Source organism: Herbaspirillum sp. BH-1 (assembly GCF_002870055.1).
GTDB classification, from domain to species: Bacteria; Pseudomonadota; Gammaproteobacteria; order Burkholderiales; family Burkholderiaceae_D; genus Herbaspirillum; species Herbaspirillum frisingense.
Genome location: NZ_PKOI01000016.1, coordinates 16787 through 29821, shown reverse-complemented (window position 1 = coordinate 29821; position 13035 = coordinate 16787). Strand labels below are relative to the sequence as shown.

The following is a 13035-nucleotide window of genomic DNA, read 5'->3' as shown; positions in this document are numbered from 1 at the left end:
ACATCAAACAGCCCCGCAGGCTCGCGCTTGCGGGGCTGTTGCTTTGGAGCGCGGCGGGGTCAGTTGTCGAACACGTCCGCGCCCTTGGGGACCACGAAATTGAAGCTGTTGCCCTTCAGCGAAGGGTTCTTCTCGAAGCTGTCGAAAGTCAGCACCGACACTTGGCCGAAGGAATCATGCAATTCCATCGCCACCGGCGTGCCATTCCTCAGGCCGATACCGATGTTGTCGAAGGTGGTGTCACGGCTCTTGGGGGTGGCTTGCAGCCATTCCAGGCCATCCTTGTTGCCGGCTTCCTTCAAGGTGAAGTTCTTTTCCAGGTCATTGCTGCCGAACAGGATCGCGGCCGGGGAAGAACCCAGCGCATTGCCCAGCTTCTTGGTGGTGACCTGGTTCAGGTCCTTGTCGTAGATGAAGAGTTTTTCTCCATCGGCCTGGATCACCTGCTCATAGGGTTTCTGGTAGGTCCAGATGAACTTGCCCGGGCGCGAAAACACGAAGCTGCCGCTGGAGGTATTGACCACCTTGGATGTGCCGTTTTCGTTGCGCACCATGCGCTGGGTGAAGCTGCCCTTGGCCGATTGCGTGCTGCTGACGAATTGCTTGAACTGGTCCAGCGCGGCGGCCGAAGCACGACCCGGCGTGAGCGCGGTGATGGCGATGGCGCCGGCCACGGCCAGTGCCGAGAGGCCGGCAGCCATGACCATGCGGCGCAGCTTGAGGTTGATGTTGAGGGTGCGGGCTTGCGCGGTACGCGAGCGCAAAGCGGTTCTGGAATTGTCCATGTTGTTCGATTCCTTCTTGATTGATCCACCCGGAGGTGGCGGCCGGCGCGAAAGTGGCCGGCCTTCAGGGCGTGGTGGAAGACGTCCGCGAGGATGACGATGCGGGCTTCCTATTCGGCTGCATCCGCGGCACCCGCCGGCACCAGGATTTCACGGTTGCCGTTGGATTGCATGGTGGATACCAGTCCGCTCTGCTCCATCTGTTCCAGCAGGCGCGCAGCGCGGTTGTAACCGATGCGCAGATGACGCTGCACCAGCGAGATCGAGGCCCGGCGATGCTTGAGGACCACGGCCACGGCCTGGTCGTACATCTCGTCGCCTTCGCCGCCACCGGCGCCGGCTGCGGCACCACTGCCACCGCCGTCGGCGTCTTCCAGCACGCCTCCCTCTAGGATGCCCTCGATGTAATTCGGTTCCCCCTGGGATTTCAGGTGTTCCACCACCCGGTGCACTTCATCGTCGGAGACAAAGGCGCCGTGTACCCGCACCGGCAGGCCGGTGCCAGGCGGGTTGTAGAGCATGTCGCCCATGCCCAGCAGGGTCTCGGCACCCATCTGGTCGAGGATGGTGCGGGAATCGATCTTGGACGACACCTGGAAGGCGATGCGGGTCGGCACGTTGGCCTTGATCAGGCCGGTGATCACGTCCACCGAGGGCCGCTGGGTCGCCAGGATCAGGTGGATGCCTGCGGCGCGCGCCTTCTGGGCGATGCGGGCGATCAGTTCCTCGACCTTCTTGCCCACCACCATCATCAGGTCGGCCAGTTCGTCGATGATGATGACGATGGTTTCCAGCTGCTCCAGCGGTTCCGGTGCATCCGGGGTGAGGCTGAAGGGGTTGGGGATCTTCTCGCCGCGCTTGTCGGCGTCCGCGATCTTCTGGTTGTAGCCAGCCAGGTTGCGCACGCCCAGCTTGGACATCTTCTTGTAGCGGCGCTCCATCTCTTCCACCGCCCAGTTCAGGGCGTGGCCGGCCTGGCGCATGTCGGTCACCACCGGCGCCAGCAGGTGCGGGATGCCTTCGTAGATCGACAATTCCAGCATCTTGGGGTCGATCAGGATCAGGCGCACCTGGCGTGGCGAGGACTTGTACAGCAGCGACAGGATGGTGGCGTTGATGCCGACCGACTTGCCCGAACCGGTGGTACCGGCCACCAGCAGGTGGGGCATCTTGGCCAGGTCGGCCACCACGGGGTTGCCGGCGATGTCCTTGCCCAGCGCCACGGTGAGGCTGGAATGGCTGTCGTTGTAGACCTTGGAGCCGAGGATTTCGGTCAGGCGCACGATCTGGCGCTTGGGGTTGGGCAACTCCAGGCCCATGTAATTCTTGCCCTGGATGACTTCCACCACGCGGATCGAGGTCAGCGACAGCGAGCGCGCCAGGTCGCGCGCCAGGTTGACGATCTGGCTGCCCTTGACGCCGGTGGCCGGTTCGATCTCGTAGCGGGTGATCACCGGGCCGGGATAGGCGGCCACCACCTTGACCTCGACGCCGAAGTCGGAAAGCTTTTTCTCGATCAGCCGGCTGGTGAATTCCAGGGTCTCCACCGACACCGTCTGCTGCGATGGCGGCGCTTCATCCAGCAGCGACAGCGGCGGCAGTTCGCTGTTGAGGTCGTCGAACAGGCTAGTCTGCTTTTCCTTCTGCACGCGGTCCGACTTCTGCACTTCCACGATCTGCGGTTCGATGCGGATCGGGGGTGCCTCGACGATCTTGGCGCGCTCCTGAACCACGGTTTCCTCGCGCTTGACGGCGGCTTCCTGGCCGGCGCGACGGTCGGCGCGGGCGGCGAAGAAATCGCGCACCCAGAACAGGCCGTCCTCGATCAGGCCGCCGATGCGCTCCACCGCTGCCAGCCAGGACACCTGGAACAGCAGCGAGAACCCCAGCCCGAACAGCAGCAACAGCAGCAACGTCGAACCGGTAAAGCCGAAGGTCGGCTGCATGCCGGCACCGATCATCTCGCCCAGCACGCCGCCGGAGGAATGCGGCAGCTTGGGAGTAAAACGGTGCATGCGGGTGAATTCGATACCCATGCTGCCGGTGAGCATGAAGACGAAGCCGACGGCGCGGATCAGCGGTTCCTGCTGGTGCTCCGGCTCGACCGGCTGCTCCACCAGGAAACGGTTGGACAGGCGGCGATAGCCGGTCCACACCGAACGCGCCACCAGCACGCACCACCACCAGGCCGACAGGCCAAAGATATAGAGCATCAGGTCGGCCATCCAGGCGCCCACCCGGCCGCCCCAGTTACCCACGCGCGGCACCGAACTGGCCACCGACCAGCCGGGGTCGGTCTTGGAATAGGTCAGCAGGATCAGTACCAGGTAGAGCAGCAAGGCCGCCAGCGCCAGCCAGCGTGCCTCCGATAGCAACCGCACCAGGCGACTGGGCATGGGAGGCGCCGGCGCCTTGGTATTGCGGATGTGGGCTTGACTCGTCTTCGACATAACTTCCGTGCAAAAAAAACCAGCCGTCATTGTAACGGCATTGAATTGGCGCTTCGCGGATTTGCGCCAGGCAGCACCGCCAACGGCTCACTGACCGGCTTTTGCCGCTATCGTTCTGCTTTCCTGATGCTCAATTGCTCGCTCGGGTGCTTTCCATGCTGTCCGGCGTTCTTTCCTGATCCCGATACTGCACTTCTGTTGCCCTGCCCGTGAAGGAGCGAGACAGGCTGGGTGGACGCTGATGCGGCGCCCGTCTGCATCCGACCCACTGCCGCCCTATCGCCGGGATAGCGTAATTCCATGAGCGTGGATGAGGGCTTGGACTATAATCTTACCCGTTTTGCAGCGCGGCAATCCGCAAACTTCGGTGCCCGCCAGCTGATCCGCTTGCCCTGCCCGCCCCGTTGTCAGCGACGGTCGGGAATTGAAATCCCGGGAGTCGCCTCAAGTTGCAGAGGCGATCCCACAACATTTGATGAGTAGCTTATGAGCACGCCCAAACATGCCAAGGTCCTGATTCTCGGCTCCGGCCCCGCCGGTTACAGCGCCGCCGTCTATGCCGCGCGCGCCAACCTGAACCCGGTGCTGATCACCGGCGTGGAACAGGGCGGCCAGTTGATGACCACCACCGATGTCGAGAACTGGCCCGGTGATCCGCTGGGCGTGCAAGGTCCGGAACTGATGCAGCGCCTGCTGCAGCACGCCGAGCGCTTCAATACCGAGATCATTTTCGATCACATCCACACCACCAAGCTGTCCGAACGCCCTTTCCGCCTGATCGGCGACAACGGTGAATACACCGCCGACGCCCTGATCATCGCCACCGGCGCCTCGGCCCAGTACCTCGGCCTGCCCTCGGAACAAGCCTTCATGGGCCGTGGTGTGTCGGCCTGTGCCACCTGCGACGGCTTCTTCTACCGTGGCCGTGAAGTGGCCGTGGTCGGCGGCGGCAATACGGCCGTGGAAGAGGCGCTGTACCTCTCCAACATCGCCAGCAAGGTCACCATCATCCACCGTCGCGACAAGTTCCGCGCCGAGCCCATCCTGATCGACCGCCTGCTGCACAAGGTCACCGAGGGCAAGATCGCCATCCAGTGGCATTCCACCCTTGACGAAGTAGTTGGCGACGACAGCGGCGTGACCGGTATCAAGATCAAGTCCACCCAGGACGGTGCCATCACCGAGATCCCGGTCCACGGCCTGTTCATCGCCATCGGCCACAAGCCCAATACCGGCATCTTCGACGGCCAGCTCGACATGCAGAACGGCTACCTCAAGACCCGCACCGGGACCGAGGGTTTCGCCACGGCAACCAGCATCGAAGGCGTGTTCGCCGCCGGCGACGTGCAGGACCACATCTACCGCCAGGCCATCACCAGCGCAGGAACGGGTTGCATGGCGGCACTGGATGCCCAGCGCTATCTGGAAGGGCTGGAATAAAAAATGCTGCGCTGCGAGAACTCGTAGCGCAACAAAGCATCAAAACGCCGGTGACGAGTATTCGTCCCGGCGTTTTTTGTTTACATTAAGCTTATTCTAAAGACAACAAAAGCGCCCTTCCCCTCATTTCAACAAGGAAAGCACCGTGCCACGCTCCTCTGCTGCCGTCACTACCGTGTTTGCCTCGCTGACCCTGGGCGCCGTACTGGCTGCTTGCAGTGCCTCGCGCGAAAGCGCCGACGCCGCTGCCGGCCCCGGCCAGTGCGATGCCTCCCGTGCCGATCACCTGATCGGCGAGAACCTGAGCGGCTACCTGGAACGCCAGGCCCAGGCCGAATCGGGCGCTGCCGAGGTCCGCGTGCTCAAGCCTGACGACGTGGTCACGATGGAATTCAATCCGCGCCGCCTCAACCTCTACATCGATCCCGGCAAGGTCATCATCAAGGTCGCCTGCGGCTGAGGCCTGCGATCGCGCTGTCGAGCGACTGCACTTCTGCTAAAGTTGCCAGCTCAGGCAAACGTAGGCTACAGGGTTGGGTGCTGTCATGGCGACAATGAAGGACTTCTCGGCGCTCAAGGGATTGCGCCGCGATCTGCAGGAACAGGAAAAAGCGCGCGCGCTGGCCTTGGCCGAGCGCCAGCGTCAGGAAGCGGCCGCCCGCGAGGAGGCCAATCTGTTCCGCCACAGCATCGGCCAGGTGGCGCCGCTGCATCAGCGGGTGGTCGACAAGACCCTTCACCTGCCCGATCCCCCCTTGCCCATTCCACGCCAGCACATCGCCGATGAACAGGCGGCGCTGCTGGAGTCGCTCTCCGACGAATTCACCATCGAAACCCTGATGGACAGCGACGAGAACCTCAGTTTCGCCCGCCCTGGCGTGGGTGCCGATGTGCTCGGCAAGCTGCGGCGCGGCAACTGGGTGATCCAGGCCCAGCTCGACCTGCACGGTTATCGCCGCGACCAGGCGCGTGAAGCACTGGGCGAATTCCTGCGCCAGTCACGCCGGCGCGGCCTGCGCTGCGTGCGTATCATCCACGGCAAGGGACTGGGCTCGGTCAACAAGGAGCCCGTGCTCAAGCACAAGGTACGCAACTGGCTCGCGCAAAAAGATGAAGTGATGGCCTTCTGCCAGGCCCGCGCGGCCGATGGCGGGGCCGGTGCGCTGGTGGTGCTGCTCAAGTCCAGCGAGCGCAGCTAGGCAAGTTCGTCGAGCATGGCCACGATGGCCTCGAAATGCGGGCGCGACGCCGCATCCGCCGACAGGCAGGCCTGCCGCAATCCGGCCAGCACCGCCCGTCCCTTTTCATCGGCCGGCTGGCTGTGTGCCAGCAACTCTTCCAGCAGACAACCGTAAGCCCGCACCTCCATGGCCTGCACGCCCCAGGCGTGGGGCTGGGCGGTATCGTAGAACCAGGCCGCACCGAAGTCGCCCAGCAATGCCGCACCGGAACGATGCAGGATATTGTGGGCATACAGGTCGCCATGGACGATGCCCTGGGCATGCAGGTGCGCCGCCGCCGAAGCGATATCGCGCGCAATCGCCAGCGCCTGGGACCACGGCAGCGCCATCGCTTCGGGATACACGTCGCGGGTGCAGGACTGCAGGCTGGGCGGCCCGGCCAGGTTGGCATAGTCCGGATCGATCAGCGGCATCACCAATCCCGCCACGCCCTGCGGTTGCCCCTGCAGGCGGCCCAGCACCGGGATCAGCCCGCGATGCCGGCCTGCCATGATGCAGGCGGCCATTTCGCGTTCCGGCAAGCCATCGCTGGTGACGGCGCCCTTGAAGAGCTTGACCGCCACCGGCTGTGCCGTACCGGCCACCTGCCAGCGGGCGGCGTGGATCACCCCGGAGGCACCCTCGCCCAGCTTGTCCTGCAGCTGCAGATCGTCCCAGGCAATGTCCGCCACCTGCGCCAGGCCATCGGCCCGTTCTTCCACCGGCGCGCACCAGGGGTTGCCGGCCATGGCCAGCCAGCTCAGTCGCGGCAAGGTCAGCAGCCAGTGCGGGAATTCTTCCAGCACATTGGCGGCCAGGCGCAGCAGTTCCAGATTGCGGCAGGCTGCCAGTTCCGGCGGCAAGGCACGCAGGCGGTTACCGGCCAGCATCAGCTTTTGCAGGGGCCGGCAACGGCCGATGCTGGCCGGCAGTGCTTCGATGCGATTGTCGGTCAGTACCAGCCAGCGTAACGAGGGCGGCAGGGAGTCGGCCGACACCGTTGCGATCTGGTTGGCCTTGAAACCGATCATCTCCAACGACGGGCAACGGCCGAGGACAGCCGGCAATTCGGTGAACAGATTGTCGGAACAGAAGACGATGCGCAGCCGCGTCAGGCGTGGCAGCTCGTCCGGCAAGGCGCTGAGCTGGTTGCCGCTCAGATCGAGGATTTCCAGCGTATCGGCCAGGGTGAAAATCTCCGGCGGGAATTCACGCAGGCCGCAAGACAGCGAAAGCCGCGTCACGCCGGCCAACTCGCCACTGCGCAATTGTTCCAGGGTATGCATGCAAAAAAGCCTGATTCGATCAAAGCGCGCAGTGTACCAGCCAAGCCCCTTCAGAAGGCTTCAGTTCAGAACAGATCAAGCTGATCATTCTTGGTCCGCTTGCCCTGCCCGCCCCGGGCCGGCGGCACCAGCAGCGGCCGCCGGAAACGGCTGGCATCCAGCGTGGCGAAGGCGCGGTTGCGATGGTCGATGCCCAGCCGGCGGCTGGCCTTGTCGAAGCGCTGCTGCAGGAGCTCGGCCCAGACACCGGTGCCGCGCATGCGGGTGGCGAAATCGGCGTCGTAATCCTTGCCGCCCCGCATGTCCTGGATGCGGTTCATCACCCGTGCCGCCCGGTCCGGGAAGTGCGCCTGCAGCCACTGCCTGAACAAGGGGCTGACTTCCCATGGCAGGCGCAGCACGATATAGCCGGCCTGGCCAGCACCGGCTTCCACGGCCGCTTCCATGACCCGCTCCAGGTCCGGCTCGGTGACGAAGGGAATCACCGGCGCAATCGATACGCTCACCGGAATACCCGCCTCGGCGAGCGTACGGATCACCCGCAGGCGCCGCGCCGGACTGGCCGCCCGGGGTTCCAGGGTGCGGGCGATGACCGGGTCCAGCGTGGTGATGGTGACAGCGGCAATGGCCTGGCGCTTGGCTGCCATCGCCGCCAGCAGGTCGATGTCACGCTCGATCAGGGACGACTTGGTAATCAGGGCCACCGGGTTTTCGCAATCGTGCAGGATCTGCAGGATGCGGCGGGTCAACTGGCGCTCGCGCTCGATGGGCTGGTAGGCGTCGGTATTGATGCCCACCGTGATGGTGTCAGGCTGGTAGGACGGCCGGGCCAGCTCGCGCAGCAATAGCTCCGGGGCATTGGTCTTGGCCACCAGCCGGCTTTCGAAGTCCAGCCCCGGCGAGAGGCCCAGGTAGCTGTGCGAGGGTCGGGCAAAACAGTAGATGCAGCCGTGCTCGCAGCCCCGATAAGGATTCAGGGACAGCGAGAACGGCAGGTCGGGCGAGGCATTGCGGCTGATGATGGACTTGGCCGTCTCTTCCGTGACGATGGTCTTCAGGCGCGGCGGTTCGGCGTCCTGATCGCCAGGATCGGTGGTATGGGCCTGTTCTGTGCCAACGACCTCTTCACCGGTCGTTGGACCGTCACCGGCAAATTGCAGAGGCTGCCAGCCATCATCGAACTCCTCGCGGTTCACCGATTCGTAGCGCCCGCGCAGGTTGGTGACCGCACCCCGGCCCTTTTGGGCCACCTGCTGGCGATGGATGAAGGCAGCCGGTGTGATGGTCGCATCGTCGTCATCCGAGGACGATGGCGCCGGCTGGTCAGGAAACGGCCGGGCAATGCCCTGCGGGAATTTGGGGAAGGAAGCCATAACTAGCTGATTTAGCTGAACAATACTGTATATATGAACAGTATTTTGCCCACACTTCCGGCCGCCTGCAAACCCTGTTTCAATTTAGCCCGCTGCCGTATTAATCGGGTATGCTTGTTCACCCCAGGCTTCCCGAAACATAAGAAATAGAACACCGGGCAGCCACGAAGACAGGGCATAAGGACCGCAAAGGTCCAAGGAGACAAGGATGCAATACCAGGCAAACCGGCCCGGCGCCGGTGCATTGCTGGGCGCGGCGCCCCTGGTGCAGACCACGGCCGACGGCGAGCCGGACCTGCAGACCATCGCACGCTCGCACCAGCGCAGTTCTTCCTATGGCATCACCCGCAGCCAGCGTCCCGATCTGGAACAGCTCTCGCGTGCCGACCTGGCGCAGACGCTGGAGGCCAGCCAATCCCTGTCCGGCCATGCCCGGCCGGTGATGGAAACGCTCTACGACCAGATTCGCAATACCCACAGCATGGTGATCCTCTCGGACGCCGAAGGCACCATCATCCATACCCTCGGCGACCGCGATTTCCTGGCCAAGGCCGACCGCGTGGCGCTCGGTCCCGGCGGGCGCTGGTCGGAGCAGTTGCGCGGCACCAATGCCATCGGCACGGCGTTGTTCGAACAGAAACCGACCACGGTCCACGCCCAGCAGCACTACCTGGACGCCAACCGCTTCCTGACCTGCTCGGCGGCCCCCATCTTCGACCATCGCGGCAAGGTGCTGGGGGTGCTGGACGTGTCGGGCGAGTGCGGCAGCTTCCACAAGCACACCATGGCCCTGGTGCGCATGTCGGCGCAGATGATAGAAAACCACCTGCTGGCGGGCAGCTTTCCCGATTGCATCACCCTGCACTTCCACAGCCGCGCCGAATTCGTGGGCACGCTGGTGGAGGGCATCGTCAGCTTCACGCCGGGCGGACGTTTCCTGGCGGCCAACCGCAGTGCGCAGTTCCAGCTCGGCCTGACGCTGGCGGTGCTGCAGTCGCACACCTTTGCCTCGCTGTTCGGGGTACCACTGTCGCTGCTGTTCGAGCAGCACCGCAAGGCCGCGCCCAGCCTGCTGGAACTGTGCCTGCACAATGGCATCCGCATCCACGGTCGCGCCGAGTTGCGGCTACGCGACCAGCATTTCCAGAACGCCCGTGAAGCGGTCATCGAGGCGCCCGAACTCGAAGTGGCGGCAATCGCATCGGCAGCTGCGTCATCACCCGCCTCTGCCCCGCACCACCAGCCACCGGCCGCGCGCGGACTGGCGAACCTGCCCGACCTGCAGGCGCTGGAGTCCGGCGACGCCCGCATGAGCGACATCATCGGCAAGCTGCGCCGGGTGATCGACCGCGCCATCCCGGTCTTGATCACCGGTGAGACCGGCACCGGCAAGGAGTGGCTGGCGCAGGCCATCCACCGCGCCAGCGCCTGTTCGCGTAGGGCCCAAAGCCGGGGGATGACGGCGCCCTTCGTGGCGGTCAACTGCTCGGCCATTCCGGAAAACCTGATCGAAGCCGAACTGTTCGGCTATGAAGACGGCGCCTTCACCGGCGCCCGCCGCAAGGGTGCCATCGGCAAGATCGCGCAAGCCCAGGGGGGCACGCTGTTCCTCGATGAAATCGGCGACATGCCATTGGCCCTACAGGGTCGTTTGTTGCGGGTACTGCAGGAGCGCACCGTCACGCCGCTGGGCAGCCAGCGTGTGATCCCGGTGGAGTTCGCACTGGTGTGCGCCACCAACCAGCCGCTGCGCGAGATGGCGGCACGTCATGCCTTCCGCGAAGACCTGTACTACCGCATCAATGGCTTGCAGGTCAGGCTGCCGGCCCTGCGCGAACGCAGCGATCTGGATTGCCTGATCGAACGCATCCTGCAGGAAGAAGGCGGCCCGCAGGCGCCGCGCTTCGATGCCCAGGCCCTGGCGCTGCTGCAGGCCAGCCGCTGGCCGGGCAACCTGCGGCAATTGTCCAACCTGGTCCGCACCGCGCTGGCCATGGCCGAGGGCGAAGCGGCCATCGGCCTGCAGCACCTGCCGGACGACTTCCTCGAAGACGCGGCGGCCAGCTCCCCGCTGGCCAGCGTTGACGACGAACCACCCTCTCCGCCACTTTCCATGCAGGACACGGAATGGGCCGCCATCGAACGCGCACTGCGCACGCATGACGGCAATGTCAGCGCCGCCGCCAAGGCGCTCGGTGTGTCGCGCAATACGCTGTATCGTCGCTTCAAGTCACGCGGGCACTGAGCGGTTCCAGAGCGTCATATTCTTCATCGGAAAACAGCCGCGAGCGCGTCAGGAAGCGCTTGCCGCTGCCGTTCTCCAGCGAGAACATGCCACCGTTACCATTGACCACGTCAATGATCAACTGCGTGTGCTTCCAGTACTCGAACTGGTCGGCGCCGATGTAGAACGGCACGCCGTCGATCTCCCCCAGGTACACATCGGTGTCGCCCAAGGTGAAGTCTCCTTCGGGGTAGCACATTGGCGCGCTGCCATCGCAGCAGCCGCCGGACTGGAAAAAGATCAAGGCGCCATGGCGTGTCTTCAACTGGCGCAGCAGTGCCACCGTGGCGTCGGTGGCAGTAACCCGGGGTAAGGCGCTCATCGGCATGCTCCTGGAAAGTCCACATAAAAAAGGCGCCGGCCGTGGGAGAACGGACCGGCGCCCAAGCTGCCTTGCTGCAAGGAGCCAAGGAGACAAACGAAGGATCGGAACCCGATCAGAAGAAGCCCAGCGCCTTGGGGCTGTAGCTGACCAGCAGGTTCTTGGTCTGCTGGTAGTGGTCCAGCATCATCTTGTGGTTTTCACGACCGATGCCGGATTGCTTGTAGCCACCGAAGGCCGCATGCGCCGGATACAGGTGATAGCAGTTGGTCCACACGCGCCCGGCCTGGATCTCGCGACCCATGCGGAAGGCACGGGTGCCATCACGGGTCCACAGGCCGGCACCCAGGCCGTAGAGGGTGTCGTTGGCGATGGCCAGGGCTTCTTCCTCATCCTTGAAGGTGGTCACCGAGACCACCGGGCCGAAGATTTCTTCCTGGAAGATGCGCATCTTGTTGTTGCCCTCGAACACCGTCGGCTTGACGTAGTAACCCGAGGCCAGGTCACCGCCCAGTGCTTCACGACCGCCGCCGGCCAGCACCTTGGCGCCTTCCTGCTTGCCGATGTCGATGTAGGACAGGATCTTTTCCAGCTGCTCCTGCGAGGCTTGCGCACCGATCATGGTGCTCTTGTCCAGCGGGTTGCCCTGCTTGATGGCAGCCACGCGCTTCAAGGCGCGCTCGATGAAGCGCTCATAGATCGATTCCTGCACCAGCACGCGCGAGGGGCAGGTGCAGACCTCACCCTGGTTCAGCGCGAACATGGCGAAGCCTTCCAGGGCCTTGTCGAAGAAGTCGTCATCCTTGTCCAGCACGTCGGCGAAGAAGATGTTGGGCGACTTGCCGCCCAGCTCCAGGGTCACCGGGATCAGGTTCTGCGAGGCGTATTGCATGATCAGGCGACCGGTGGTGGTCTCGCCGGTGAAGGCGATCTTGGCGATGCGCTTGTTGGAGGCCAGCGGCTTGCCGGCTTCCACGCCGAAGCCCTGCACGATGTTGACCACGCCCGGCGGGATCAGGTCGGCGATCAGTTCGATCAGCACCATGATGGAGGCCGGGGTCTGTTCGGCCGGCTTCAACACCACGCAATTGCCGGCAGCCAGGGCCGGGGCCAGCTTCCACACGGCCATCAGGATGGGGAAGTTCCAGGGAATGATCTGACCGACCACGCCCAGCGGCTCATGGAAGTGATAGGCGTAGGTGTCGTTGTCGATGGTGCCGATACTGCCTTCCTGGGTGCGCACGGCAGCGGCGAAGTAGCGGAAGTGATCGATCGCCAGCGGGATGTCGGCGGCCATGGTTTCACGGATGGGCTTGCCGTTGTCCAGGGTCTCGGCGGTGGCCAGCAGCTCCAGATTGGCTTCCATGCGGTCGGCGATCTTCAACAGCAGGTTGGCACGATCGGTGGGCGAGGTCTTGCCCCAGCTCTTCTTGGCGGCATGGGCGGCGTCCAGCGCCAGCTCCACGTCCTCGGCGCTGGAACGAGCCACTTCACAGAAGGCGCGTCCGATCACCGGGCTGATGTTCTCGAAGTATTCCCCTTTGACCGGCGGGACGAATTTGCCACCGATGAAATTGTCGTAACGTTGCTTGAAAGGGTCACGTACGCCGAGTTTGCTGATGTCTGCCAGGTTCATGTCGTCTCCGTTATGGTGATGGTTGAAATCCCGCACGCATCGATGGCCGCGGCGGGCGTTCGACCTCCTGAGGCGCAAATCGCATGCCAGCCGCCAGAGGCCGGTCCCAGGCGGCCCAGCGGCCTGTACCACCGGTGGGGCGCTGTCACGCTGTGTCAGACTGACGCAATCCGTCACGCCACGTCGCAACAGACTGCAACAGCTTTCCGGCTGCAATGGACGTAAAAAAACCGGCCAGC

Annotated in this window: 10 protein-coding genes; 4 read left to right on the top strand and 6 right to left on the bottom strand. The window is 64.1% G+C overall.

Features of this window, described 5'->3' with window-relative positions:
- Window positions 1-59 precede the first annotated feature (59 nt).
- The gene (gene lolA, locus HBH1_RS18740; protein ID WP_102663950.1) at window positions 60-785 is read right to left on the bottom strand and encodes an outer membrane lipoprotein chaperone LolA; all 726 of its coding nucleotides are present in this window, start codon (window positions 783-785) and stop codon (window positions 60-62) included.
- Between the two features lie 110 nt (window positions 786-895).
- Complete coding sequence (locus HBH1_RS18735; RefSeq protein ID WP_039875405.1) at window positions 896-3235, bottom strand: DNA translocase FtsK; 2340 nt, start codon at window positions 3233-3235, stop codon at window positions 896-898.
- Between the two features lie 486 nt (window positions 3236-3721).
- Here HBH1_RS18735 and trxB point away from each other — a divergent pair, with 486 nt between their 5' ends.
- From trxB to HBH1_RS18720, 3 genes are all read left to right on the top strand, one after another.
- Window positions 3722-4675 (top strand): thioredoxin-disulfide reductase, encoded by a 954-nt coding sequence (trxB, locus tag HBH1_RS18730; RefSeq protein WP_006463527.1) that lies wholly within the window; start codon window positions 3722-3724, stop codon window positions 4673-4675.
- A 145-nt stretch (window positions 4676-4820) separates the two neighbouring features.
- Window positions 4821-5135 (top strand): I78 family peptidase inhibitor, encoded by a 315-nt coding sequence (locus tag HBH1_RS18725; RefSeq protein WP_006463528.1) that lies wholly within the window; start codon window positions 4821-4823, stop codon window positions 5133-5135.
- 85 nt (window positions 5136-5220) lie between these two features.
- Window positions 5221-5874 carry a Smr/MutS family protein gene (locus HBH1_RS18720; protein ID WP_039875406.1) on the top strand — a complete coding sequence of 218 codons (654 nt, stop codon included), beginning with the start codon at window positions 5221-5223 and terminating at the stop codon, window positions 5872-5874.
- Here the strand turns inward: HBH1_RS18720 and HBH1_RS18715 are convergent.
- Both HBH1_RS18715 and HBH1_RS18710 read right to left on the bottom strand, forming a co-directional pair.
- Window positions 5871-7181 (bottom strand): leucine-rich repeat-containing protein kinase family protein, encoded by a 1311-nt coding sequence (locus HBH1_RS18715; protein ID WP_102663949.1) that lies wholly within the window; start codon window positions 7179-7181, stop codon window positions 5871-5873. The two genes, HBH1_RS18720 and HBH1_RS18715, sit on opposite strands and share 4 nt — an antisense overlap.
- A 65-nt stretch (window positions 7182-7246) precedes the next feature.
- A complete protein-coding gene (locus HBH1_RS18710; RefSeq protein WP_102663948.1) occupies window positions 7247-8554 on the bottom strand; it encodes a PA0069 family radical SAM protein in 1308 nt (435 codons plus the stop codon).
- Between the two features lie 208 nt (window positions 8555-8762).
- Between HBH1_RS18710 and HBH1_RS18705 the strand changes: the two genes are divergently transcribed.
- A complete protein-coding gene (locus HBH1_RS18705) occupies window positions 8763-10799 on the top strand; it encodes a sigma-54-dependent Fis family transcriptional regulator (RefSeq protein WP_102663947.1) in 2037 nt (678 codons plus the stop codon).
- On the opposite strand, the gene HBH1_RS18700 is transcribed toward HBH1_RS18705, so the two are convergent.
- Together HBH1_RS18700 and adh are read right to left on the bottom strand one after the other, a co-directional pair.
- The gene (locus HBH1_RS18700; RefSeq protein WP_006463533.1) at window positions 10780-11160 is read right to left on the bottom strand and encodes a DUF779 domain-containing protein; all 381 of its coding nucleotides are present in this window, start codon (window positions 11158-11160) and stop codon (window positions 10780-10782) included. The genes HBH1_RS18705 and HBH1_RS18700 overlap by 20 nt on opposite strands.
- Before the next feature lie 115 nt (window positions 11161-11275).
- The gene (gene adh, locus HBH1_RS18695; protein ID WP_102663945.1) at window positions 11276-12796 is read right to left on the bottom strand and encodes an aldehyde dehydrogenase; all 1521 of its coding nucleotides are present in this window, start codon (window positions 12794-12796) and stop codon (window positions 11276-11278) included.
- Between the last annotated feature and the right edge of the window lie 239 nt (window positions 12797-13035).

Coding starts and splice junctions, on each gene's coding strand:
- HBH1_RS18700 (WP_006463533.1), bottom strand. CDS start 11,160: ATGAGCGCCTTACCCCGGGTTACTGCCACCGACGCCACGGTGGCACTG.
- trxB (WP_006463527.1), top strand. CDS start 3,722: ATGAGCACGCCCAAACATGCCAAGGTCCTGATTCTCGGCTCCGGCCCC.
- HBH1_RS18715 (WP_102663949.1), bottom strand. CDS start 7,181: ATGCATACCCTGGAACAATTGCGCAGTGGCGAGTTGGCCGGCGTGACG.
- HBH1_RS18720 (WP_039875406.1), top strand. CDS start 5,221: ATGGCGACAATGAAGGACTTCTCGGCGCTCAAGGGATTGCGCCGCGAT.
- HBH1_RS18710 (WP_102663948.1), bottom strand. CDS start 8,554: ATGGCTTCCTTCCCCAAATTCCCGCAGGGCATTGCCCGGCCGTTTCCT.
- HBH1_RS18705 (WP_102663947.1), top strand. CDS start 8,763: ATGCAATACCAGGCAAACCGGCCCGGCGCCGGTGCATTGCTGGGCGCG.
- adh (WP_102663945.1), bottom strand. CDS start 12,796: ATGAACCTGGCAGACATCAGCAAACTCGGCGTACGTGACCCTTTCAAG.
- HBH1_RS18735 (WP_039875405.1), bottom strand. CDS start 3,235: ATGTCGAAGACGAGTCAAGCCCACATCCGCAATACCAAGGCGCCGGCG.
- lolA (WP_102663950.1), bottom strand. CDS start 785: ATGGACAATTCCAGAACCGCTTTGCGCTCGCGTACCGCGCAAGCCCGC.